General features: G+C 34.7%; 24 protein-coding genes. 16 read left to right on the top strand and 8 right to left on the bottom strand.

Annotated elements, in window-relative coordinates; genetic code table 11:
* Nucleotides 1-78 precede the first annotated feature (78 nt).
* The 3 genes from COL05_RS23940 to COL05_RS23930 all read right to left on the bottom strand — a co-directional run bounded on the left by COL05_RS23940 (nt 79) and on the right by COL05_RS23930 (nt 3,104).
* Nucleotides 79-507, bottom strand: coding sequence for a hypothetical protein (locus COL05_RS23940; protein WP_098670404.1), 429 nt, complete (start codon nt 505-507; stop codon nt 79-81).
* A gap of 181 nt (nt 508-688) precedes the next feature.
* Nucleotides 689-1,609 (bottom strand): Gly-Xaa-Xaa repeat protein, encoded by a 921-nt coding sequence (locus COL05_RS23935; RefSeq protein WP_098670403.1) that lies wholly within the window; start codon nt 1,607-1,609, stop codon nt 689-691.
* A gap of 223 nt (nt 1,610-1,832) precedes the next feature.
* Nucleotides 1,833-3,104, bottom strand: coding sequence for an ATP-binding protein (locus tag COL05_RS23930; protein ID WP_098670402.1), 1,272 nt, complete (start codon nt 3,102-3,104; stop codon nt 1,833-1,835).
* A gap of 159 nt (nt 3,105-3,263) precedes the next feature.
* Between COL05_RS23930 and COL05_RS23925 the strand changes: the two genes are divergently transcribed.
* Nucleotides 3,264-4,109: a DUF72 domain-containing protein gene (locus COL05_RS23925; RefSeq protein ID WP_098670401.1), complete on the top strand. Its 846-nt coding sequence runs from the start codon at nt 3,264-3,266 to the stop codon at nt 4,107-4,109.
* Between the two features lie 290 nt (nt 4,110-4,399).
* On the opposite strand, the gene COL05_RS23920 is transcribed toward COL05_RS23925, so the two are convergent.
* The 4 genes from COL05_RS23920 to deoD all read right to left on the bottom strand — a co-directional run bounded on the left by COL05_RS23920 (nt 4,400) and on the right by deoD (nt 8,027).
* Nucleotides 4,400-4,594 carry a DUF3924 domain-containing protein gene (locus COL05_RS23920; RefSeq protein WP_001094861.1) on the bottom strand — a complete coding sequence of 65 codons (195 nt, stop codon included), beginning with the start codon at nt 4,592-4,594 and terminating at the stop codon, nt 4,400-4,402.
* Nucleotides 4,595-4,713: 119 nt separating this feature from the next.
* Nucleotides 4,714-5,244 carry a tyrosine-type recombinase/integrase gene (locus tag COL05_RS23915; protein WP_000806236.1) on the bottom strand — a complete coding sequence of 177 codons (531 nt, stop codon included), beginning with the start codon at nt 5,242-5,244 and terminating at the stop codon, nt 4,714-4,716.
* Nucleotides 5,245-5,351: 107 nt separating this feature from the next.
* Nucleotides 5,352-7,163: a sensor histidine kinase gene (locus COL05_RS23910; protein WP_098670400.1), complete on the bottom strand. Its 1,812-nt coding sequence runs from the start codon at nt 7,161-7,163 to the stop codon at nt 5,352-5,354.
* Between the two features lie 156 nt (nt 7,164-7,319).
* Complete coding sequence (gene deoD, locus COL05_RS23905) at nt 7,320-8,027, bottom strand: purine-nucleoside phosphorylase (RefSeq protein ID WP_000110707.1); 708 nt, start codon at nt 8,025-8,027, stop codon at nt 7,320-7,322.
* Nucleotides 8,028-8,203: 176 nt separating this feature from the next.
* Between deoD and COL05_RS23900 the strand changes: the two genes are divergently transcribed.
* Nucleotides 8,204-8,992, top strand: coding sequence for a hypothetical protein (locus tag COL05_RS23900; protein WP_142337639.1), 789 nt, complete (start codon nt 8,204-8,206; stop codon nt 8,990-8,992).
* A gap of 4 nt (nt 8,993-8,996) precedes the next feature.
* Here COL05_RS23900 and mprF read toward each other — a convergent pair whose 3' ends face one another.
* Complete coding sequence (gene mprF / locus COL05_RS23895) at nt 8,997-11,582, bottom strand: bifunctional lysylphosphatidylglycerol flippase/synthetase MprF (RefSeq protein ID WP_098670399.1); 2,586 nt, start codon at nt 11,580-11,582, stop codon at nt 8,997-8,999.
* 186 nt (nt 11,583-11,768) lie between these two features.
* Here mprF and COL05_RS23890 point away from each other — a divergent pair, with 186 nt between their 5' ends.
* The 14 genes from COL05_RS23890 (at nt 11,769) to COL05_RS23825 (ending at nt 24,918) form a co-directional block, all read left to right on the top strand.
* Nucleotides 11,769-12,158, top strand: coding sequence for a hypothetical protein (locus COL05_RS23890; RefSeq protein ID WP_098670398.1), 390 nt, complete (start codon nt 11,769-11,771; stop codon nt 12,156-12,158).
* A 22-nt stretch (nt 12,159-12,180) separates the two neighbouring features.
* Nucleotides 12,181-12,672, top strand: coding sequence for a YpuI family protein (locus COL05_RS23885; RefSeq protein WP_098670397.1), 492 nt, complete (start codon nt 12,181-12,183; stop codon nt 12,670-12,672).
* Nucleotides 12,673-12,777: 105 nt separating this feature from the next.
* Nucleotides 12,778-13,692 (top strand): superoxide dismutase, encoded by a 915-nt coding sequence (locus COL05_RS23880; protein WP_098670396.1) that lies wholly within the window; start codon nt 12,778-12,780, stop codon nt 13,690-13,692.
* 225 nt (nt 13,693-13,917) lie between these two features.
* Nucleotides 13,918-15,042 (top strand): D-alanyl-D-alanine carboxypeptidase DacB, encoded by a 1,125-nt coding sequence (dacB, locus tag COL05_RS23875; RefSeq protein ID WP_098670395.1) that lies wholly within the window; start codon nt 13,918-13,920, stop codon nt 15,040-15,042.
* Nucleotides 15,035-15,631, top strand: a complete 597-nt coding sequence (spmA, locus tag COL05_RS23870; RefSeq protein WP_000247805.1) for a spore maturation protein SpmA — start codon at nt 15,035-15,037, stop codon at nt 15,629-15,631. Before dacB ends, spmA begins: the two co-directional genes overlap by 8 nt.
* A complete protein-coding gene (gene spmB / locus COL05_RS23865; protein WP_000029511.1) occupies nt 15,628-16,158 on the top strand; it encodes a spore maturation protein SpmB in 531 nt (176 codons plus the stop codon). The genes spmA and spmB overlap by 4 nt, the downstream gene beginning before the upstream one ends.
* A gap of 289 nt (nt 16,159-16,447) precedes the next feature.
* On the top strand, nt 16,448-17,176 hold the full coding sequence (rluB, locus tag COL05_RS23860) for a 23S rRNA pseudouridine(2605) synthase RluB (protein WP_029440666.1): 729 nt from the start codon (nt 16,448-16,450) through the stop codon (nt 17,174-17,176).
* A 93-nt stretch (nt 17,177-17,269) separates the two neighbouring features.
* Complete coding sequence (resA, locus tag COL05_RS23855) at nt 17,270-17,791, top strand: thiol-disulfide oxidoreductase ResA (RefSeq protein ID WP_098670394.1); 522 nt, start codon at nt 17,270-17,272, stop codon at nt 17,789-17,791.
* A gap of 116 nt (nt 17,792-17,907) precedes the next feature.
* Nucleotides 17,908-19,533, top strand: a complete 1,626-nt coding sequence (gene resB / locus COL05_RS23850) for a cytochrome c biogenesis protein ResB (RefSeq protein ID WP_098670393.1) — start codon at nt 17,908-17,910, stop codon at nt 19,531-19,533.
* A gap of 14 nt (nt 19,534-19,547) precedes the next feature.
* Nucleotides 19,548-20,705, top strand: a complete 1,158-nt coding sequence (resC, locus tag COL05_RS23845; protein WP_087958103.1) for a cytochrome c biogenesis protein ResC — start codon at nt 19,548-19,550, stop codon at nt 20,703-20,705.
* Between the two features lie 302 nt (nt 20,706-21,007).
* On the top strand, nt 21,008-21,724 hold the full coding sequence (gene resD, locus COL05_RS23840; RefSeq protein WP_000426862.1) for a DNA-binding response regulator ResD: 717 nt from the start codon (nt 21,008-21,010) through the stop codon (nt 21,722-21,724).
* Entirely contained in the window at nt 21,724-23,499 is a 1,776-nt protein-coding gene (gene resE, locus COL05_RS23835) for a sensor histidine kinase ResE (protein ID WP_098670392.1), read from the top strand. Before resD ends, resE begins: the two co-directional genes overlap by 1 nt.
* A gap of 138 nt (nt 23,500-23,637) precedes the next feature.
* Nucleotides 23,638-24,219 (top strand): cob(I)yrinic acid a,c-diamide adenosyltransferase, encoded by a 582-nt coding sequence (locus COL05_RS23830; protein WP_098670391.1) that lies wholly within the window; start codon nt 23,638-23,640, stop codon nt 24,217-24,219.
* Nucleotides 24,220-24,303: 84 nt separating this feature from the next.
* Nucleotides 24,304-24,918, top strand: coding sequence for a peptidoglycan DD-metalloendopeptidase family protein (locus COL05_RS23825; protein WP_098670390.1), 615 nt, complete (start codon nt 24,304-24,306; stop codon nt 24,916-24,918).
* The last annotated feature ends 34 nt before the right edge of the window (nt 24,919-24,952 follow it).

Here is a 24,952-nt window from a genome sequence, read left to right as displayed (position 1 = left end):
TGAAATTCGCCTCTTTTTTGTATGAAAAACAAAATGAAACTTTAAATGGTAGAGATTTTCATCTATCCTTATTAGCTATTATTCGTTAAGTATAATGTTCGTACTGCCATAGGATTCGGAATCGTATGTGACACTTATTCTACCTTTACTTATAGGTTCATAAGGTAATTCTTCTTCGTAATTACCGTTATTCTCATTGTGGATAGAAAGTGTAATTTCGTCGATTTCTTTATTTGTATACTGATCTTTAATCGTTTCAGCAATTTGTAGTAACGCTTCGGAACTAGAAGCTTTCGTAATAAGCATTCCTTTTATAACCCTTTTTTTATTATTTGTGGAATTGGAATAAGGGATGTTGCTTTGTTTTGTATACAAAAGTTTGTATGGAATAGTTTTTCTCTCTGCTTTTGATACAGTGGAATATTTTAGAGTTAAAAAAAATCCTACACATAAAATAATGCATACCATAAGAGCAAACCAAATGCGTATTAGTGACATAACTCTCATTTTTATCCCTCTTTCATATCGTAGACTTCACTATTTATCATACAAAATGAGGATTAAGATAGAGTAAATTTGAGGTAAAGAAACGTAAAGAAGGAGCACTTATCCTCCCAAATAAGTGCTCCTTTCTATATAAAGAGAGATTTAATGCACGGTTAATCGATACAGACTATTATAAATATACTTATTGAGTGAAAATTAGTAAATTCGGAATATAGATAGTGTTTGCCGTAGGCTGTATAGAAATCGTTGTATCAGCTTGTAAAGTAACGATTGTAGAGAACGAAACAGCACTACCGATAACATTAGTTGAGAAATTACGAGTAGGTGGTTGACCATTGAATGAAATGCCGAATCCAAATGGTGAAGATCCTGGGAAAGTTGTAGACGCTGAGAAACTAATATCATATACGCCTGTTTCTAAAATTGTTAAAGTATCTGAAGTGTCGTTGAAAGAGATGTTAGTTAATTCAAAAACTTGATTGAATTGGAGGTTTGTTCCAGGAGATATAGTTTGTGGATTTGAGTTTCCAATTGCAGCGATAGTTACAGGAATTGGAGTACCCGCTGGTCCTGTTGCGCCAGCAGCACCTTGAGCACCAGTAGCACCTGTTGCGCCTCCTCCTCCAAGGCAACCTGATCCGTATTGAACTAGGATAGTTTGGATCTCTGTTATGAGTTTAATTAATTTATCGATCGTACAACAATCTACTTTGAATAACTTAGCGATATACAATAAATAATTAAGCAGGCTTTGTAGCTCAACGTACAATGCTCCGCATGAGAAAGGTGTTGTTCTTAAAATAGTTAATAGATTAGCGATAATAGAATTTCCAATTTGTTTTTGTGCTGGAGATAAATCTAAGCAATTGAGGAATTTTTGTAAGTTATTTAGGGCAGCGATTAAGTTATCGATATTATTTTGAGAAGGGTTTTGAAAGACAGCTTGAATAGCTTGGCCAAGAGCTTGAAGAAGTCTAACGAATTCTGTAAGTTCGGACTTAGAAATGTTAATATGACTACAAGCTCTGACTTCGCAACAATCATTACCATAAAATACTTTTCCTTTATTTTTATTGTGTATCTTTTCATTCCTTTCTTCCATAGAATCAATAGTCGTTACTATATATTAAAATGAAATTTATACTAAATTCGTGATGGACAAACTACCATTTCTAAAAAAATAAGAAATTGTCCCATCTAGCAAAAGATAAGTAAGGCATAGGGAAGGTTTTATATAATGTAAAGAAGAAAAGTTCAACATAAAAAACTACATGCCAATTTTTGGGAGTGCTGAACAATTGGCATGCAGTTCGTGGGTTGATCCTTTATATATATTGATTTAATTTTTCAAGGGCTGTTTTAGGTAAGATTGGAATTGAAATAGTGAAAGTTGTCCCATTTTCATTACTAGTCATTTTTAATGTACCGTTATGATTTTGAATGATTTTCTTCGTTACTGACAAGCCTAGCCCTGTACCTGAATCTTTTGTTGAGAAGAACGGATCAAAGATATACTCTTGAATGGCTGGGGGGATACCAATCCCATTATCAGTGAAGGTAATACGAACAAAATTATCTAGGCGATAACTAGTGATTTGAATAGAAAGTTTTTTTTCACCTTGCGCATCGACAGCGTTTTGAAATAGATTTAAAAAAACTTGCACAAGTTCATGACGATCAATATGGACTAATATATCATCTAATTCGGTAGAAAAATTATAATCAATTGAAATGTTATGTAAAAAGACTTCACTCGCTAGTAACTGTTGAATATACTCACGTAAAAATGTATTAATAGGAAAGGGTTCTCTTGTAAATTCACGTGTTTTTGAAATAGATAAAAATTTTGTAATAATACTATTTGCGCGATCTAATTCGGGAATAAGTAAGTTTTTAAATAGTTCTTTATTAGATGAAGAAACACTTTCTTGTAAAAATTGTAAATAACCTCGTACGGTTGTAAGAGGATTACGTACTTCATGTGCAATACCAGCTGCGATTCGCCCTGCTAAAGAAAATTTCTCTGCATCACGTTCTGAGTTTAAATAATGAAAGACACTAATAACTCTAAAAATTTCTCCGTTATAATCACGAATAATTCGGTTGTTTAAAATGCCATAGTTTTTGTCTAAAACTTCTTCATTATATATTTCTGTGCCCGTTCTTAATGTTTCAAGAGCTTTAATTTTCTCTTCTGGCAATTTTAGTAGTTGTTGAATTGGCTTTCCGATTATATCATTTCGTACTACACCAAAATCATCTGCAGCAATTTGATTACATAAAGTTATATTTCCTTTATTATCAACAAAGGTTACATGATGTGAAAAAGCATCAAAAATATGAATAAAGTATGTTTCAAGTTGTTCAAATAAAAATAATGAATCGCAAGTAAGCTGAAAATCAGCCTCTTTATTTTCTTTTCGTATGTCTTGAATGGAATGAGTCGTTCTCGTTTTCTTAATTTGTAAACCAATATGTGGATTTTTGTATGTGAAATGATGTGGTAATTGATTCACAAGTTCTTCATAAAAACGTACTTTATTTTCTAGTTCTTCTATTCGTTTTTCATGAGATACAATATCATCGTTTGGAAGCATAAATAAATAACCCCTCAATTTAAAAATTCTTCCATCTAGTATATCATATTTTTATACGGATACTCTGAAAGAAGAGCTACTTAATGAAATTGATTAGTCGAAGTGTTCAGGAAGTGAGTAGAATGAATAGAAGGTGAAGTGAAAAAGGGAGGGATATATTTGCTTTTCATTGGAGTGACAGGATGGGGAGATCATGATTCTTTATATATAGATCCCTATGAAAGTAGAAATAAATTACGAACATATGGTGAGCATTTTCCTATTGTAGAAGTGGATAGTTCATTTTATGCGATGCAACCTGCACGAAACTATACAAAATGGGTAATGGAGACACCGAAAGATTTTTCTTTTATCGTAAAAGCATATCAAGGGATGACGGGGCATATGAAAGGTGAAATTCCTTTTTCTACGTTAGACGAAATGTTTGATGTATATAAACAATCCATTCTTCCTTTAATAGAAGCTGGTAAATTAAAAACGATTTTATTTCAATATCCACCATGGTTTGATTGTAAAAAGAAAAATGTAGATTTTCTTCGATATACGAAAGAAAAAATGGAAGGTTTGCCATGTGCTATAGAATTTCGGAATCAAACATGGTTTTATCCGGAAATGAGAGATAAGACGCTACAGTTTTTGGAACAAGAGAAATGGATTCATACTATTTGTGATGAGCCACAGGCCGGGATAGGTTCGGTACCGCTCGTATTAGAAGTAACAAATGCAGAGATGGTGTTAATACGTTTTCATGGCCGAAATGTTCATGGGTGGCTTGATAAAGGAGAAAATTGGAGGGCGGTTCGTTGTTTATATCGCTACAACAATAAAGAATTAGAAGAATGGGTAGACAGACTAGAGCAATTAAAAAAGAAGGCAAAGGACATATATGTACTATTTAACAATAATTCGGGCGGAGATGCAGCGGATAATGCGAAACAGCTTATGAAAATGATGAACATTACATATGGTGAGCCGAAACCCGAACAATTAAATTTGTTTGAATGATAATAAACAAGAAAGGCACTGTACAAACAGGGGGAATGTACAGTGCCTTTCTATATGAAAAAGAGGGGTAACAATGTTACTGAGCGTTTGGTTGATTCATCAATTGTTGGCTTCGTAATAAATGATAATGGTTATCATTATCATTGTCAATGGTTTTCCGAAAAATAAATAAAAAACTTTTTATGAGACATTAAAAGTGGGTAGATTTCTAAAAAAAGTGTGGCTGACGTAAAGAAGTTTTTTAGGAAATTTAGTAGACAACTGATAACGTATCAAAAAAAGAACAGCAATTAATGCTGTTCTTTTCCAGTGACGAATTGTTGTAAATCAAAAGGAGTTATCGCTTGGATAAATTCTTTTGAGATAAGTGTTTGAACAAGAGTGCTCTCAGAAATGGAAGCACCTGTTTTCTTTTCATAAGCTTGTTTTAATAAATCAAGTTTTTCAGCCGTTTCTTTCGGTAATTCAATTGTTAATGTGTTCATAATTTCTCCCCCTTACTATTAGAGTACCACTACAATATAGGAGAGACAAGGAAAGAGAATGTGAAACATAAAAAAGGTTACCATTTATAAATGGTAACCTTTTTTATGTATAAGAGCTATTAAGCAATACCGATATACTTTAAAGTTTTTGATGGAGTACTATGATCAAAGAAGTGTTGTAAAAATGCGATATCAACACCTGATTTGTATGCACAATATCCCCAAGTTTTTCGAAGTGTATGTGAGCTAATCCCTTCTAATCCAACTTCTTTTGCAGCTTTGTTTAAAATGTACCATGCATGTTGTCTCGTAATAGATTTTGTTCCTTTTTGAGATTTTAATAATGGTTCATTACGTTTCCAAGTTTTACGTTCTTTCATGTAGTCTTCGATCGCGTGCTGTAAGTCCTCATTTACAGCAAACCATTTATGTTTCTTTACTTTTTCATTGTAAAATAAAATGGAATGGCGAACATTTTCATTTTCATCGATTACATCACTAACTTTTAATTGTAAGATTTCACTTACTTTTAAGCCAGAATTCACAGCTAATACGAATAATAAGCCATCACGTTTCGAAGATTGTAAAAGTATATTTTTGATAGTTTCTAATTGTTTTTCATTTTGAATTGGTTGTCCTGCTTGTTTCATTTCACGCACTCTCCTCTTTTATATGTGTAAAGGAAAGGATTAACTTGTTTCTTACTATAAAGGGAGAGTGTGAATTTCATGTGAACTCCTAGTGAAATTAAGACAAATTATTTGACTTCTTTTACTTTTTGTAAATTAAAGTAGAATACAACACTATTCGTTGTGTTATATACACCGTACTCGGCATGGTGGAGGTCTAAGATGTTTTTTACAATAGATAATCCGAGACCAGTACCACCAGTATGACGGCTACGAGATGCATCTAAACGGTAGAAACGATCCCAAATTTTTTCAAGGCTTTCTTCTGGGATAGGGTTTCCTGTGTTTTCGATTTGTACTTTTATTGTATCTTCCATTTCTATAACAGAAACTTGTATTTTTTCTCCATCTGGCGTATAGCGAATTGCATTGCTAAGTAAGTTCACAACGACTTGCTCAATACGACTACGGTTCGCTTGAACAAATATAGAAGAGTCTCCATCTATGTTCACTTGTAAATGCTTTTCTTCCATGCTAAATAATAACTTTGTATAGACTTGTTGAATTAATTCACCGATCGAGAATGTCGTCATATCTAGTTTGTACGTACCTGACTCTAATTTTGCTAATTCTAACATTTCAACAATAAGTCTGTTCATGTTTTCGGTTTCTTCTAAAATAACATCTGTGTAATACGTCGTATCTTTACTAACGCCATCTTTAATTCCTTCTGCGAAACTTCTAATTACACTAAGTGGTGTTTTTAATTCGTGCGATACACCAGAAATGAATTCTTTTCGCGTTTTCTCTAATTGACGTTCACGTTCAATATCTTGTTGTAATTTTGTATTGGCAACATTTAATCGATCGATTCGGTCTTTTAAGTTTACAGATAACGTATTAATACTACCGGAAAGCCCGCCAATCTCATCGTCTGCTGTTACAGGTAACTTCTCGCTAAAATCAAAATTGGCCATTTTCTTTGTAACGCGATTCATTTTAATTAATGGCTTCACAATAATTTTTGAGTAGTAGAAGGATAATAAAATAATTACGAGAAATACGATGATTAAGGCATAGACATAATAATCCTTTAAAACGAGCATCGCTTCATTAACAGGTTGTAAAGATGCTATCGCAAAAGCGTATTCTGTAATTTTTCCATTTTCTACAATAGGTTTTACAAAGATGCTATTTTTTATATTCTCTCCACCATCTATTATATAAGTGTTCAATTGGTGCGGGTTAGCAGTGCCATTTCTAATAATGTCTGCAAAATATTGAACGGCTTGTAATGTTTCAAAATCATTTGCAAGGCGAACCTCGGCTTTTGACGGAAGCTGTAATTTAGATACAATACCAGTAAACTCAATTTGAGTCACAGTTTTGGATCGGCTTGTAAGTCTATTTTTAGTAGAATTGCCATTAATGGATTGAAAATCTGAATTGAAACGTTCGTTTTGCCATCGATTATAATTTGTTGTCAATTCTAGTGGGGTTATTGTTTTCCCTCGTAGCAAACCGACGACGTTTATCATGCCATCTTTTTTCAATCCTAAGTTTTCAAATTTCTTATATTCTTCGGGCGTTAAAAGATTATTGAGTGGAATGAAATATGTTTCATTATTTTTAGGATTAATGACATCAATGTAGTAATTGTTATCACTTTTAATAATGCCCTCAGAATTTAAAAATTGCATATCAGCATTTGTTTTATCATGAAATTCTTGTTTTAGTTTTCTAATTTCCTCAGGATCTTTATCACTTTTTTCATAATTAGCTACGAATTTTTCAAAAGCTGTTTGGACGGTTTTTACTTTTTTATTAATATAAAATTTCTCTAAAAATAGAGATTGTCCTAAGAAAAAAAGGAGGAATATGATTGTAAATAATGTTGATGTTAATAAAAATAGTTTAAAGACGATACTTCTGTTTTTCACTGCGTCACCTCTTGTGAGAAATACTGTAAATGATTTCTTAATTATAACAAACGTTACAAAAAAGTAGAGGAGAAAATCTGTCTCTTCTCAAAGTAGTTTTTAATAAAAAGTCACATAAAAAGAACTCGACAGACGTATGACGAGTTCTTTAATGTACTATTGTTGAATTGCTGCATCTAAAGCGATTTCAATCATTTCGTTAAATGTAGTTTGACGCTCTTCAGATGTTGTTTCTTCACCAGTAAAGATGTGATCGCTTACTGTTAAGACAGATAATGCATTTACACCGTATTTCGCTGCTAAAGTATAAAGAGCAGTTGTTTCCATTTCTACTGCTAGTACACCGTAATCTCCAAGTTTTTTAACCATGTCCATGCTTTCACGATAAAATACATCTGCTGTTAAAACATTACCAACACGAACGTGTAAGCCTTTTTCAGTTCCAGCATCGTAAGCTTTCTTTAAAAGGTCAAAGTTTGCAGCTGGTGCAAAATCAAAACCTGGGAATGTTAAACGGTTCATATTAGAATCCGTACAAGCTGTCATTGCAATAATAACGTCACGTACTTTTACGTCTTTTTGAATCGCACCGCAAGTTCCAACGCGAATTAAATTTTTAACTCCGTAGCTTTGGATTAATTCGTTTACATAAATAGAAATAGAAGGGACACCCATACCTGTACCTTGAACAGATACGCGTTTTCCTTTATAAGTTCCAGTGAAACCTAACATCCCACGCACGTTATTATAGCAAGTAACGTCCTCTAGAAATGTTTCCGCAATATATTTTGCACGTAATGGATCACCAGGTAATAGAATAGATTCAGCAATTTCGCCTTGTTTTGCCTCAATATGTACACTCATGAAAAAGTCCTCCTTATAATGTATTGATAGAAATCAATATCATTTGCATTATACACTACGAATCCTTTCAATTAAAATCTTTTTATTATTTGTAATATGTGCAAAGCAGGAGGATTTCATAAATCATAATCTAGAATATATATGTAAGAAGTTTTGTATGAATAGAGACAATAAAAATGGTAGGTGATGTTTTGAAAAATCTTGTCATTGGACTTGTTGCTTTGCTATTTATTGTAGTAGGTGGATTTTACATAAAAAAGTATCAGGAAACTACAGAGACTGTAGGTGATGTTCAGGAAGTAAAATGGGATGTGTCATATGGAAAAGGAAATGAGAAAGTAGATATTTCATTTCAATTACTAAATAATAAAAATAACGAAGTTCGTGGTGTGAATGATCAAATGCGGGCGGTTGTTGTAGACGGACAATTAAAGCATGTACAGCAAATGAAACCTACATTTGCTGGGAATGGATCATATAAGGTTTCTTCCAAAATAGAGAAAGATGAAAGATATACAATATTTTTATATGAAGACAAAAATAAATCAGTGAAATCATTTGCGAAGAAAGATTTTGGGAGAGAAGTAGAGGAGAAAAATAAGAAAAAAGCCAAATTTCCAATCGATAGTGTGCTTACAAAAAAAATAGGGGAGTATGAAGTTTCTCTTTTATTTGGTGCACTGCATCCAGATGAACCAGCGACGCTAACATTTCAATTTCAAGCGAAAAAGGGTGAGAAATTGAAATTACATTCAGAAAGAGGAGAAGTGGAGGCGCTCTATATTGTGGATGACACGAGAGAAAACTTTTTATACGCCATGCCTGTTGATATAGATGGGCAATTACAATATCGTATTACATTTCCTGTAGAAGGGACGTATAAAATATGGGGAGATTTCTATATAAATGGTAAGAAATATGAAAAAGAATTTATTGTACAAGTTCAAAAAAGAAAAAACAGCTAACTGTTTAGCTGTTTTTTCTTTTTCCTATTAATTTTGTTACAGAGAGCATTGTAATTGGTAAAGAATGATTCTTTCTAAATGCTAAATATTTACCGCTCCATGCTGGTTTATATTTTTCTTTAAAATGTCGTAACCCGCTGAAACTATACGTATAACGAACATTATTAAAGATAGCAGCAGCAACTCGTTCAGACCAGAAAGACTGTGTCGATAAACCTACATTTGAAAGTGGTGCCATACCAATATTAAAGGAATGGTATTCATTTTCTTTTGCCCACTGGAATAGGTGGATGAAAATTGCATCCATAATGCCGCTAGGTGCATCTGGATAATAGCGCATTAAATCAACAGACAATGATCCGTCTTGATATACGGGCATAAAGGTTGTAAATGCAATGATTTTTCCATCTGCATCAGATAATGTAGCGACAGGTGCTCGGCTAATATACTCACGATCAAAGTATCCGAGTGAAAAACTTTTCTCTTTTTTTCCGCCGAGCCACGCATCTGAAACTTTTCTTAACTCTTCAAATAATTCGTTTGAGAACGGTGGCTGATGAATAGAGAATGTATAGCCTTCTCGTTCAAAACGGTTGAAAGTCGCTCGCATACCGGCACGTTTTTTTCCTGTTATTGTAAATGTGTTCAAGTCAACGACAGCTTCTTCACCGAGCTTAAAGAAGTTGTAACCGAAATCATGATATAAACTCATCCATTTACTTTCGATTTGGTAGAATACGCAAATGTATCCAAATCGATCAGCCTCAGCTAAAAACTCTTGTAACACAGTACGGTAGGAGGAAGGATCCCCAATTGGATCACCTAGCACAACAAGACGTTTTCCAGTTATAGAGAAGAGAAGGAGCGCTTTCCCATCACTACTGAAGAAGAATTGTTTATCTCCTAAAAATCCTAAATGACTAAGTACATTTCCGTTATGTTCATCTAAAAAGTTTTGTAATCTTTTACCATTAGCTGGTTGCCCGGGAAATTCATTTCGATAACGATTGGCAATGAGTGAGCCAATCAGTAAAAATGTAGGAACGAAAAAGGCCGCTGCTAATGCACTTCGTTTCACTTGCGTAATATTACGAACAACAAAATCAGGTTTAAAAGCTTCCTTTGCACCTGCAAATAAAATACCTAAGTTTTTATATAAATATAAAGTTACAAGTAAGAATATAAAAACTTTTACTATATCAGAAAGTGAGACTTCCATTTTCTCGCGTACAAATCTTTTACGAAGCATATATAATACAGCGAGTACAATTAATAAAATAAACGTTTCTTCAATATCAATCCCTTTTAGCGTATTAAAGATGGCGGCTCCGATTAAGGAAATAATCGTCATATAGTAAGAACGCTTTGTTCCATAATATATGCCTCGTGAAAGGATCAGGAGGAGAATACCAAATGTTAGTGATAAGCTAAAAGAAAATTGAATAAGATGTTTTGGAGCTAGAATATGTAAGGCGTGTGCTCTGTTTATACTTGTCGGTAGAATGGTCGATAAAATAACCATTAGTCCAGCAAATACTGTTAGAGCAGCAGAGGCCCATGAACCTAGTTTCCCTAGAAAATCACGTTGCAAAGTCCATATAACACCAGTTGTTTCTAATGCAGGCGCGATAAAAGGTTTATCTTCAAACTTTTTAATGGCCACGCCTGTCATTTCAAAAGCTGCAAAAATAAGGCCAAGGCAGAAAGGTAAAATGTAATAGACGAGGCGATATAATAACATAGCAGGTAGTAATACGCCTGTATCGATGCCATACTGTCCGAGCCCAGTTAAAAAGACGAGATCAAATGAACCAAGTCCTCCAGGTACAAGACTAACAACACCAGCTAAAGCAGCAATTACATACACACCTAAAAACTTTTGAAATTCGATATCAATGCCAAATAATATTAGTATGACGTACATAACAATACCGGCAGATACCCACTCAACTAATGAAACTAATGAGTATAAAACAGTTGGATTTTTCTCTTCTTCTCCTTCTTCTTGACCTTCGGTTTGCTTTGGTTTTCTATTTTTCAGTTTAGAAAAGCCAATGTATATAGGGACGAAAAGGGCGAAGAAGATAAGAACAGGCCATAGCCACGGTTTTTCATGCAAAATAAAACTTGTGTCTAATATTCCAATAAGACCGAGGAAAGAAAGAATTGCTAGTCCGTTAATAAAAGCAGTTGTCATCCAGGCGATACTTTTAATAAGTTTACCATTTTCTTTTATGTATGGACGATAAAGCATTGTACGTACACCAGCTCCAACGAGACCACCAAATCCAATGAACCCATTTAAAGTATTAGCAATCCATGAGATGCGAAAAATCTTTTGGACGGGTATATCAGCTTTTACATAACGAAGCATAACATAGTCATAAAAGAACATCGTTGATACGGCAAATGCACCAAGTGTAATTGCTAAAAAGACTCCTCCGGTTGGAATGTTTTTAATTGTATTGATTGCTTCTAAAAAAGAAATGCCTGCTAATTCTTTTTTTGCTTGAAAGAATACAATTGTTAATACAACAAATGGGAAGATAATTTTCCCGATTTGTAAGAAACGTTTCCATGAAAACGACATAAATACAACTCTCCTTGTATAAGAAAACTGAGACAATAATATTATTATGACAAACTTCAAGAAAAATAAAAAGGTAAATTCCTGTATAAGGAAGCTATTTTTTATGATGGTTATATTTAAAAGAGTATTTCGTTTGTCAGAAAATTAAGTTAAAATGAATTGAAAGAAGGAAGAGAGGGGAAGTAGATGATTATAATAGGTTATGCGGGATATGAGTTAGAGAAAGCAAAGCCTAATACATCAGAAGATTTTTTTAATAGATCTGAAGTGACATATATATTAAATGATAAAGAAAGAACCTTTTCCGTTTTATACGTACGGTATTTTGAAGAAGTTTTACAAGAAATTACTCCTTTTGAAGGAAATCCGGTATATAAAGTAGAAGAACAAGACATATATTTACGGGATATTGTAGCGATATGTTGTTTACTGAAAGAGAATGAACTTCGCATGCAAAAACGTTTGTATTTAAATAATATAGAAGAATTCCAACAATATTTTGATGCGGGAACAGTGGTGAAAGTACAAGAAATATTGGCTGAATTACATAAAAATAAAAGAGTAGAAATAGCGTGAAATGGCAAAGGAGAGGGAAAAAATGTCTAATCTAATGGTTGAAAATCAAACAGAACAAGTTTCTATGTTTTTAGAAGATGTTATTCATTTGATAACCAATTATGTAAATTATCATACGTTGCCTTCTTTATTAGAAGAGACACCAGCAGGGAATGAACAATATTATAAAGGGTTATTAGCGTCAATAAGACGTCTTCTCGTTTTTTGTGAAGAAGGACATGATGCATGTTTTGTTTTGTTAAATAGCCAGCCATTTCGAAAAACAGCAGCTGAAAAAATTCTATATAAAATTTATCATCAAGTAATTGCAGAGTTTTTTTCACCAAAGAGTGATTATTGGTATGAAAATAGTCGATCTGCTTATACAGGGAAAAACTCCATCGTTTTTCAACAAACGCCACCTGCATCTATAGAGCAAGTGATGAAGAGTTTAGAAGGTAAATTTCAATTGATGCGTGAAGAACTAGAGTATTATGAGACGGATTATCAAACAAAGATGTTACACAAATATTAATGGCGAAAAAGAAGCTAAGGGGACTTAGCTTCTTTTCCTTTTGTACAGTTATATAAGGGATTTCCTTTGAATATATTTAAGGGGATAGCATTAAGGAGGTGTAACATGAGTCAGCAAGGTGTATTTACAGATTACTTTCATGAAGTAGAAAACTGGTGTGAAAGTGTTCTTCACGTATTAGATAGCCGTGCAATGGAAGTGTATGATGTCCATATGCTTGCTTATAAAATCCAAACGTTATTAGACCGTATGAAAGAGCATGAGTATGATACAGATGCAGAGTTTATGTATGAAATAAGTGATGATGTAGAGCATATTCAGCATCATTTGCAGGAAGTGTTCGTACAGGGAGAAGAGGAGTATGAACTATATGAAAGAGGAGAAAGTGAACGGGCTGTTCCCATTGGAGGACACACACTTCCACCATTACCTTATCCGTATAATGCGTTAGAACCGTATATTTCTAGAGAAATTATGATGTTACACCATGATAAACATCATCGCAGTTATGTGGAGGGATTAAATAAGGCAGAAAAGATGATGGAAGAAGCGAGAAAAACAAATCAATTTGATCTAATTAAGCATTGGGAAAGAGAAGCGGCTTTTCATGGATCAGGTCATTACTTACACACGATATTTTGGAATAACATGAAAAAAGGTGGTGGCGGAAGTCCAAGAGGGGCTCTTTCACAACAGATTGAACAAGATTTTGGGAGTTTTTTACGCTTTCAAAAACATTTCACAGAAGCAGCTTCTAAAGTCGAAGGATCAGGATGGGCGATTCTCGTTTGGGTGCCACGATCTGGAAGGTTAGAAATTTTACAGAGTACACTTCATCAATTATTTACACAATGGGATACGATACCGCTCCTTGTACTAGACGTGTGGGAACATGCGTATTATTTACAATACCAAAATCGCAAAGATGAATATATTAAAAACTGGTGGAATGTTGTCAATTGGCCTGATGTAGAAAAAAGATTTGAAAGTGCGAAACAAATTGAATGGACACCGTATTAGACGCAGATTCTCTGCGTCTTTTTTATCCCGCATTTAACGGGCAGTAAGACCCCACCTCAAAATNNGTAAAAGCCCGATTGGTGAGCGCTGATAATCATTGGGGGATGAACCAAGCCCCAATGATTAAAGTTTCACTTTATTGGAAGGGGAGGGATATTTCGTTCATATTTTAAAAGGCCAAGCATACACTTGTACAAAAAGTGCCAAAAGGACGTGGGGGGAAATATGAGACGAATTTGTGTAATAATTACGCTTCTTATTATGCATGCAAGCGTTATGCCAATTCCTACATATGCAAAGATGAACAGTAATGTCAGTGCTCGAAATGCTGTATTAATGGAGCAACAATCAGGGCGTGTATTATACGGAAAAGCAGAACATGAGCCACAAAAAATTGCTAGTATAACAAAAATTATGACAGCCTTGTTAGCTGCTGAATCAGGCAAAATGACAGAAATGGTATCGGTTAGTAATGAAGCAGTGAGAGTAGAAGGTTCAGCAATTTATTTAAAGCCTGGACAGAAGGTGAAGTTAGAGGATTTAGTATATGGGCTCATGCTTAGATCCGGAAATGATGCGGCACAAGTAATTGCTGAAAATGTAGGAGGGAGTATAGAAGGGTTCGTATATTTAATGAATGAAAAGGCGAAACAAATTGGAATGAAAGATACGCACTTTTCAAACCCACATGGCTTGGATGGAGATGGATCTCATTATTCGTCTGCTTATGATATGGCACTATTAACGAAGTATGCGATGGGGAACGAAACCTTTAAGAAGATTTTTGGGACAAAAACGTATAAATCAGATTCTTGGGATTATCCGTGGAAAAATAAACATAAACTCGTGACGTCGTATTATGAATTTGCGACAGGAGGAAAAACAGGTTTTACGAAGAAAGCAGGACGAACGCTTGTTACAACAGCATCAAAAGATGGACTAGATCTAATTGTCGTAACTTTGAGCGCTTCTAGCGATTGGGACGATCACATGAATTTATTTGATAAAGGTTTTGAACGTTTCAAGCAAACTAACGTTGTAGGACAAGGAGCTCTTGCTGAAATAACGGAAAAGAAATATGCCAATCATGTATATACGAAAAACAGTTTTGCGGTGCCGTTAACTGAGCAGGAAAGAAAGCATGTCGTATTAAAAGTTGAACTCGATAAAAGTGCAAAACTTAAAGATGGAGTAAAGGTTGGGAAGACAGAAATTTATGTTGGTAATGAGAAAGTTGGAGAACGGAATTTATTTTATAGTAAACGAAAGTTAGTAGCCACAACGGGACTGTATTGGAATAATGTGAAAGAAATTTTTTCTCATATGATAGGTGTTGGGAGCGATGGTTAATCTCGTATGGGTAGCGATGGCAGTCATAGGGATTGTTTATGCCATGATAAATGGAACGATGGAAGCAATAAATAAAGCGGTATTTGACGGGGCAAAAGACGCAGTAACAATTTGTATAGGACTTATTAGTGTATTAGTATTTTGGCTCGGTTTAATGAAAATTGCAGAGGAAGCAGGGTTGTTAAAAAAGTTAGTGGCACTTTTTATGCCGATAGTAAAAAGGCTGTTTCCAGAAATACCGAAAGATCATCCGTCAATGGGTTTTATTTTATCGAATATGATGGCGAACTTTTTTGGATTAGGTAATGCAGCGACTCCTCTTGGTATTAAAGCAATGGAACAATTGAAAGAGTTAAATGGAGGAAAGGATTCGGCGAGCCGTTCCATGGTGACGTTTCTTGCGCTAAATACATCAGCGATTACTTTAATTCCTACAACCGTTATTTCTATTCGAATGACGTATGAATCAGCGAATCCTACTGAAATTGTTGGGGTAACATTCATTGCACAAGTACTCTCTATGATTGGAGCGATTTGGATTGACCGCTATTTTTACCGAAGAAGGAGTAGGAAGGGGCGGAAAAAATGAGCATTGTAAATACGATATCATTATGGGTAATCCCTTGTGTAATTGGTTTTATCCTGTTATATGGGACGATTAAGAAAGTGCCAACTTATGAATCGTTCGTTGAGGGAGGAAAAGAAGGAATTCAAATTGCGATTTCCATTTTACCGTTTATGGTTGGGATGCTTGTATCTATTTCTATATTTCGAGCTTCAGGTGCATTGGATGCAATGATATCAGTAATGAAGCCGATGTTAGATTTAATTCACGTCCCAGCAGAAATTGTTCCGTTAGCACTTATACGCCCTATTTCAGGCTCTGCTGGTTTAAGTATAACGACTGATTTAATTGCCACATATGGGCCAGACTCGTTTATTGGAAGGTTAGCTTCTACGATGCAAGGAAGTACAGATACGACTTTTTATATTTTAACAGTATACTTCGGAGCTGTTGGAATTAGAAAAATGGGAGATGCATTAAAGGTGGGACTTTTTGCCGATTTGATCGGAATTATTTGTTCCATTGTGTTTGTTTCTTTAATGTTTAAGTAATACTATTCATTTTTTATGCTATTTCGCTTATAATACGTATACGACCACTATTAAGGTGTTGCTTAATAGTGGTTTTTTTATGCGGTATTTTTGACAAAATGATGAACTTTTATTGTGAGAAATATGAAAAAGATGGACAATAATAAAAGGTAAAAACATGATTTGACCTTTATATGTTTATTATCATCGCTATGTTGTTTAAGTGAGATGAAGCAAAGAACCGTCAAGCGTATGCGGTTGCCAAGTCTTTCTAATGTAAGGTAAGATAAATTCGAGGTGAAAAAAAGAAATGGAACGATTACAAAAAGTGATTGCGCAAGCAGGTATTGCATCGAGAAGAAAGGCTGAGGAATTAATTCAGCAAGGAAAAGTGAAAGTGAATGGAAAAATAGTGAAGGAGTTAGGAACGAAAGTAACTCCTCAAGATAAAGTAGAAGTAAATAACATCCCTCTTGAAAAAGAAGAACCTGTTTATTTTTTACTATATAAACCAACTGGCGTAATTTCAAGTGTATCAGATGATAAAGGAAGAAATGTTGTAACAGACTTTTTCCCAGAAATTACACAACGTTTATTCCCAATCGGACGTTTAGATTATGATACGTCTGGCGTATTATTAATGACAAACGATGGGGACTTCGCAAACGTATTAATGCACCCTAGATATAAAGTTGAAAAAACGTATGTTGCAAAAATAAAAGGTCCACTAACAGGTGAGAAAATTCGCATGTTAGAACGCGGTGTTATGTTAGAAGACGGAAAAACAGCACCAGCGCGTGTGAAAATCATTTCTTGGGACAAGCGTAAAGAAATGGCGATTGTACAATTAACAATTCATGAAGGACGTAACCGTCAAGTACGTCGTATGTTTGAAGCGCTAGATTGTAAAGTAGTGAAACTAAAGCGTGAACGTTATGCTTTCTTAGAAGTAGGAAGCCTGCGACCTGGTGATGCAAGAGAATTGACACCACATGAGGTGAAACAATTACGTGCATTGGCTTCTACAAAGCCTCGCTAATCGATATTGTGAAACTTTCACCAGTGGAATGCTCCGCTGGTGATTTATTAAAAATACATATATTCATCACTCGTCGAAGAGAGGGGAGACAATATGAAAAAAAATCGTTTATTATTTCGTGTTATTATTCTGCTCATTTTAAGCGGTGCTGTAGGATTTACACTTTATCAAGGATATTTCACTAAAGAAGAGAAAATGCAAATTGGAAAAGAAGCACCTAATTTCGTTGTAACAGATTTAGAAGGAAAGAAAATTGAATTAAAAGATTTAAAGGGAAAAGGTGTATTTTTAAACTTTTGGGGAACTTGGTGTAAACCTTGCGAGAAAGAAATGCCTTATATGAATGAATTATATCCAAAGTATAAAGAAAAAGGCGTTGAAATTATTGCGTTAGATGCAGATGAAACAGATATTGCTGTTAAGAATTTTGTAAAACAATACGATCTTAAGTTTCCAGTCGCAATTGATAAAGGTGGAGAAATTATAAAAACGTATGGAGTAATACCATTACCAACAAGCTTCTTAATTGATAAAAATGGTAAGGTGATTCAAGAGATTAAAGGTGAACAAACGAAGGAACAATTAGAAGCTTATTTAAAGAAAATTACACCGTAAGAAAGACTTACATATGAGGTGCATAACTATAGTGCCTCTGGTTTAAAAATTCTGAGTATTGCGGTAACTTAAGGTTAGAATATACAATAGTAGATATAGATACAGGGGCGGTGAGAGTGTTGAAAGAAATTAAATGTGAATGTGGACATGTGAATCCAATAGGAACTGTTTTTTGTGAAGCTTGCGGGAAACCATTTGAAAGCAATGAAAATGTAAAACTATTGGATATGCGCTATGAGGGGAGTGCTCGGCGATCTCTCACGCAAACAAAAACGATTGTCGATAAAATTTGGAGCTTCTTCTCTTCTGTAAAAGTGGGTGTATGGCTTATTGTAATTACTTTAGCTGCATCGGCGATTGGAACTATTTTTCCACAAGAAATGTACATAACTCCAGGGGTTGCACCCGCTGAATATTATAAGCAAGAATACGGATTTTTAGGGCAATTATACTATCAATTAGGATTTAATAATTTATACGGTTCATGGTGGTATATGATTTTAATTGCTTCAATTGGTATTTCGCTTGTGATATGTAGTTTAGATCGTGTCATTCCGCTTTATAAAGCTTTAAAGAAGCAAGGGGTGAAAAGACACCCTAGCTTTTTAAAGAGACAAAGATTATACGGCACTGGTACACCGCAAGATGGTGATTTAGAAAGAATCCAAATGAATTTAAAGAAAACGAACTATAATGTGAAAGTGGAAGATGGAAACGTTTTAGCAGAAAAGGGACGTTTTTCTCGCTGGGGTCCATATGTAAATCATATTGGTCTTATTATTTTTTTATTCGGTGCGATGCTTCGTTTTTTACCGAGTATGTACGTAGATGAAGCGCTTTGGTTACGTGATGGTGAAACGAAAGAAATACCAGGGACAGATGGTCAATACTATTTGAAAAATGAGAAGTTTATAAAGGAAGTTTATGATAAGAGTAAGGACAAGGAAGTTTTTGATGAAGCGATTGATCGTGTAGGTGATAAAATGATTGCGAAGAACTTCCAAACGAATGCTGTACTGTATAAAGCGGTCGGCGAAAATATAGCTGGACAAAAACCGAAATTAGAAAAAGTAAAAGAGGCGGAAATTCGAGTGAATGAACCGCTGAAATTTGATCAATTTGCTGTATATCAAGTGGATTATAAAGAAAGTGAATTTAAAAGCATGTCTTTTAACTTGCAAAACAAAGAAAATAATCAAAAGTGGGGACCAATTAAAGTGGATTTAACGAATCCTACAGAAAAATTTGATTTAGGAAATGGTTATTCTTTAGAACTATTAAGCTATTTCCCTGATTTTTATTTTGACGAGAATGGAAGACCAAATACAAAAACGAAATTACCAAACAATCCTGCATTTGTGTTTAAAATGTTTACACCTGAAACACCAGATGGTGAAGTGAGTTTTGTTGGTATTCAACAAAATATAGAACCTGATGGAAATAATAAGTTTAAAATGTCGTTTGCAGGTGTGGAAATGCAAAATGCAACGGCACTTACTGTAAGGAAAGATTTAACGCTTTGGATTCTCGGAATTGGAGGATTTATATTTATGGTTGGTGTCATTCAAGGAATGTATTGGAATCATCGCCGTATTTGGATACAACGCGTTAATGATGAATGGTGGATTGCAGGACATACGAATAAAAATTGGTTCGGTTTAAAGAAAGATATTGAAAGAGTACTAGAAGGTACAGCAATTCCGCAGCCAAACGATAAAGTAGTAGATAAAAAAATTAGTTAAGGTGGGGAAACGATATGGTACAAATAAGTAGTAACTTTCTCTTTACCGCATTTATTTTATATTTGATTGCAACTCTATTTTTCGGGGGAGCAATTAAAGAAAAAGGTCATAAATGGGCAAATGTAGGAATAACGATTACAATTTTAGGGTTTATTGCACAAACAGTATATTTTGTTACAAGATGGATTGCATCAGGACATGCACCAGTTAGTAACTTTTTTGAATTCGGTACGTTTTTTGGTATGATGCTTGTCGGAGCGTTTATTGTCATGTATTTTATGTACCGCGTAAGTATAATTGGACTCTTTGCATTACCAGTTGCGCTTTTATTAATTGCATATGCGAGTATGTTTCCGAGGGAAATATCTCCGCTTATTCCATCTTTAAAAAGTAATTGGTTACATATTCACGTGACGACTGCGGCTGCAGGACAAGCAATATTAGCAATTAGCTTTATTACGGGCGTTATGTACTTATTAAAAAATGTAGATCAATCAACGAGAAGCAAACGTACATTTTGGTTAGAGACTGTCGTGTTCACACTTGTTTGTACAGTTGGATTTATTGGAGTGACAACGGTATTTTCTAGTATGAAATATGAAGCGAAGTTTCAATGGATTGATAAAAATGAACAACAAGTAGAAATGAAGTACAATCTTCCGGCTTTAGTGGGGCCGCATGAAGGAAAGTTATTGACAGAAAATAAATTAGAACCAAAAGCTGAAGTCCCAGCAATTGTAAATGCGAAAAAATTAAATACTGTAATTTGGTCAGTGTTAGTTGGGACGTTACTTTATCTTGTATTAAGACTTGTTTTACGGAAACGAGTATCAGCGGCGCTGCAGCCGTTAGTAAAAAATACAAATAGTGATTTACTAGATGAAATTGGATATAGATCTATTGCAATTGGATTCCCTGTTTTCACATTAGGTGCATTAATTTTTGCGATGATTTGGGCTCAAATAGCATGGACACGTTTTTGGGGCTGGGATCCAAAAGAAGTTTGGGCGCTTATTACTTGGCTCTTTTATGCGGCGGTATTACATTTACGTTTATCAAAAGGGTGGCACGGAGAGAAGTCAGCATGGTTAGCAGTAATTGGTTTTGCAATCATTATGTTTAACTTTATTGTAGTAAACTTAATTATCGCGGGTTTACATTCATACGCATAGAGAAATAAAATAGGAGAGTAAATGTCACTTTCCTATTTTATTTTTGTCAACTTTTCTTCTTTTTTGAGAAAAACATGACAAAGTAGCGGTTGATTTTGTAAAATGATGTCGAGGACATTATATACCGTTCAAAAAAAATACATAGTTTTGGAAAAAAATTGAACAAACTTTATTATTCTTGTGAAGCATAATATAGAAAGTGAAACATTTAGAAGATTGCTTAAATAAACGAGAATAGCGCAACATAATAGTGTAGAAGGGTAGGTGTGAACCGTTGTGGTAAAAGTACGCAACGGGTAAAAATGGAAAATGAATCAAGAATTTTAATTGTAGACGATGAGGATCGTATTCGTCGTTTATTGAAAATGTATTTAGAAAGAGAACAATACACAATTGAAGAAGCGGATAATGGTGATACAGCTTTAGAAATGGCGTTACAAAATGATTATGATTTAATCTTATTAGATCTTATGATGCCTGGTAAAGATGGTATTGAAGTATGTAAAGGGGTTCGTGAGAAGAAAGCGACGCCAATTATTATGTTGACAGCAAAGGGTGAAGAAGTAAACCGCGTACAAGGGTTTGAGGTAGGAACGGATGATTATATCGTGAAACCATTTAGCCCACGTGAAGTAGTGCTTCGTGTGAAAGCGGTCTTACGCCGTTCTGTACCAACAACATTCTTTACACAAGATACAACGACAAAAGATGTTACGGTGTTCCCTCACTTAACAATTGATAATGATGCACACCGTGTTACAGCAGATGGTAATGAGGTGAACTTAACACCGAAAGAGTACGAATTACTATTATTCTTAGCGAAAGCGCCTGATAAAGTATTTGATCGTGAGCAATTATTAAAAGAAGTATGGCAATATGAATTCTTCGGAGATTTACGTACAGTTGATACGCATGTAAAGCGTTTACGTGAGAAGTTAAGCAAAAAATCACCAGATGCTGCGAAGATGATTGTTACCGTTTGGGGCGTAGGTTACAAGTTTGAGGTTGTGAACGACTGATGCTTTGGAGAAGTGTAGTAGGGAAGTTATGGATGACCATATTACTTCTCGTTTCGTTTGTGCTCGGATTTGTTGCGATTTTACTTTCACAGTTTTTTAGAACATATTATGTTGATATGAGTGAAGCTAGGCTTCAAAAGGTTGCAACAAGTGTTTCGGAGTTAATTGAAGAAGGTGCCGATGTAAAAACGATTGAGAATATCGCGTACAAATTCTCTGATCCACTTTCAAGGATCATTATTGTGGAAGATGGTAAAGAAATATCTTCTTCGCCGAAACAAGAAGGGTTAGTCACTCTTACAATAGATAATTTGAAAGAAGATAAAGAATTAGCAGCTGTTTTTACAGACAAAAAAGAAATTAAAAATAACATTAGAAAAGCCTCTAATAGTAGGAAGAATAAAAACACTGAAAATGATATTATGATTGTCGGAAAACCAGTACAGTCAAAAAATCAAAGTGCGGTGTTCGTATACGAATCTTTACAAGTACCGATACAAGGTATGGAGAGAACGACTGATTTTATATTCTTATCAGCAGGGATTGCAATTATATTAACAACTTTCTTTGCATTCTTTTTATCTACTCGAATTACAGCACCACTCCGTAAAATGCGCGAGGTTGCTTTTGAGGTGGCGCGTGGGAAGTTTGATGCGAAAGCTCCTATGGTATCTCAGGACGAGATTGGGGAGCTTGCAACGGCTTTAAATCAAATGGGAAAACAGTTGAAGTTTAATATGAATGCCTTGCAGCAAGAGAAAGAACAGTTAGCTAGTATTTTAAGTAGTATGGCAGATGGGGTTATTACGTTAAATCAGGAAGGTGAAGTTGTTGTAATCAATCCGCCAGCTGAACATTTTCTGCAAGTTTGGCAAGAAGAAAAAGAAGTAGAGCTCAGTAAAAAACTACCTTCTGAACTTGTTGAACTATTCCATCTCGTTGTAGAAAGCGAACAACAACAGGTGGTTGAAATTAATTTACAAAAAGGCAACTATGTAGTACTTATGACGCCGCTTTACAACCAAACGAAAATTCGTGGGGCGGTAGCTGTATTGCGTGATATGACGGAAGAACGCCGTCTAGAGAAGATGCGTCAGGACTTTATTGCGAACGTATCACATGAACTTCGTACACCGATGGTAATGCTTCAAGGGTATAGTGAAGCAATATTAGATGATATTGTGCAAACGAAAGAAGAAATTAATGAATTTGTTCAAATCATTTATGATGAATCCGTTCGTTTAGGTAAACTTGTAAATGAATTATTAGATTTAGCACGTATGGAAAGTGGTAATGTAGAGTTACATATCGGTGAAGTAGATATTCATCCTTTCGTTGAAAAAATAGGTCGTAAATTCCAAGGGATTGCAAAGGATAAGGGAGTCGAATTAACGGTTGATTTCCAAAATCCAATTGAGCAATACCCGTTTGATGCAGATCGTATGGAACAAGTATTGACGAATTTAATTGATAACGCAATTCGTCATACGAATGCAGGCGGACATGTAACGCTTGTAATTGATACGAAAAATAATGGACTTATTTTTGAAGTACAAGATTCGGGTGCTGGTATTCCAGAAGAAGATATTCCATTTTTATTTGATCGTTTCTATAAAGCTGATAAAGCAAGAACACGGGGGAAAAAAGGTGGGACTGGACTCGGACTTGCGATTGCAAAAAATATTGTGCAAGGTCATGAGGGGAAAATTGCTGTTTCAAGTGTTGTTGGAGAAGGAACTACATTCTCTGTATATTTACCGAATCTTATAATTTAGATATGTGTTTTTAAAGTTGATAATGAATAAAGTTCTACTGTTTTTTATTTTTTTGTAAAATCAATTAAATAAATAATAGTAGAACTTTTTTTCTATACTTAGTCGAATGAAGAATAATAAGAGGAGTGTCGTAAAGCGATGAAATTATATACGAAAACAGGAGATAAAGGGGAAACAAGTGTAATAGGTGGCAGAGTGGCTAAAGATGATATTCGAGTTGAAGCATATGGCACGATAGATGAGGCGAATTCTCATATTGGATATGCAATGACGAAGCTACAAGGCGGGTCTTTCGGAGATATTTACAATGAACTTGAAAATATTCAACATGAACTATTTGATTGTGGAGGAGACTTGGCAATAGTAGCAGGAAAAATTCCTTATAAAGTAACGATTGAAATGGTCGAAAGCCTAGAAAAAAGGATTGATTTGTATATAGAAGAAGCACCGCCTTTAGAGCGCTTTATTTTACCAGGTGGAAGCGAGCTGGCAGCTGCTATTCATATTGCACGTACGGTTGTAAGGCGGGCGGAGCGATGTATAGTGTCTTTACAAAAAGAAGGGAAAATAAATGAAGTTGTTTTAAAGTATGTAAATAGATTATCTGATTATTTGTTTGCGGTAGCTAGAGTAATAAACGCTCGATTACAAGTAAAAGATGTGGAGTATAACCGCAGTGCAATCGTTTTTCGTGATAAAAATGAGAAGGAAGTGGAGTGATTTACTTTCTTTTTTTGTATACTTTTTTCTGTAATATACCAAAATAGAGAGGGTATAGTGGTAATTAGAAAACGGAGGATGTATATGAAAGTGTTAAAATGTGGCGTCATGTTATTGACAGTATTATTTTTATCTCAATTACATGTGTACGCAGAGGGAAATCGATGGGCATGGCCTGTTGAAGGACAGATAAGCGATTATTTTGGGACAAGGCATGGAAAACACTACGGTATAGATATAGCGGCACCGATCGGCACGCCTGTGGCAGCTATTCAAGAAGGTAAGGTAACAAAGTCTTATTATTCAAGTAGTTACGGAAATGTTGTATTTATTAAACATGGAGAATATGAGGCTGTATATGCACATTTAAATAAGAGATATGTAGTTCAAGGGGATTATATTTCGAAAGGAGAAATAATTGGAGAAGTAGGAAATACAGGAGAATCTCGGGGTGCACACTTACATTTAGAAGTTCATCAAGGGAGATGGACGATGGCGAAAAAAAATGCGATGAATCCATTGCTTGTTTTACATGAACAAAGAAACGAAGTTGTTTCCTCATCGTTATATGTCGTTCAAAAAGGGGACACTTTAGTTAGCATTGCAAGGAAATTTAGTATGTCAGTTAAAGAAATTAAAGAAAAAAATGGGCTGCAGCAAGAGCTCATTTATCCGAATCAACAATTATATGTAAAGTAAAAAAGAGCTAGTTCAATGAAGTGACCCCTAAAAG

Origin of the sequence: Bacillus sp. AFS059628 (assembly GCF_002571225.1) — a bacterium.
In the GTDB taxonomy this organism is placed as follows: Bacteria; Bacillota; Bacilli; order Bacillales; family Bacillaceae_G; genus Bacillus_A.
The sequence above is the reverse complement of the archived record's forward strand: the minus strand, read 5'-3'. Positions and strand labels throughout refer to the sequence as shown.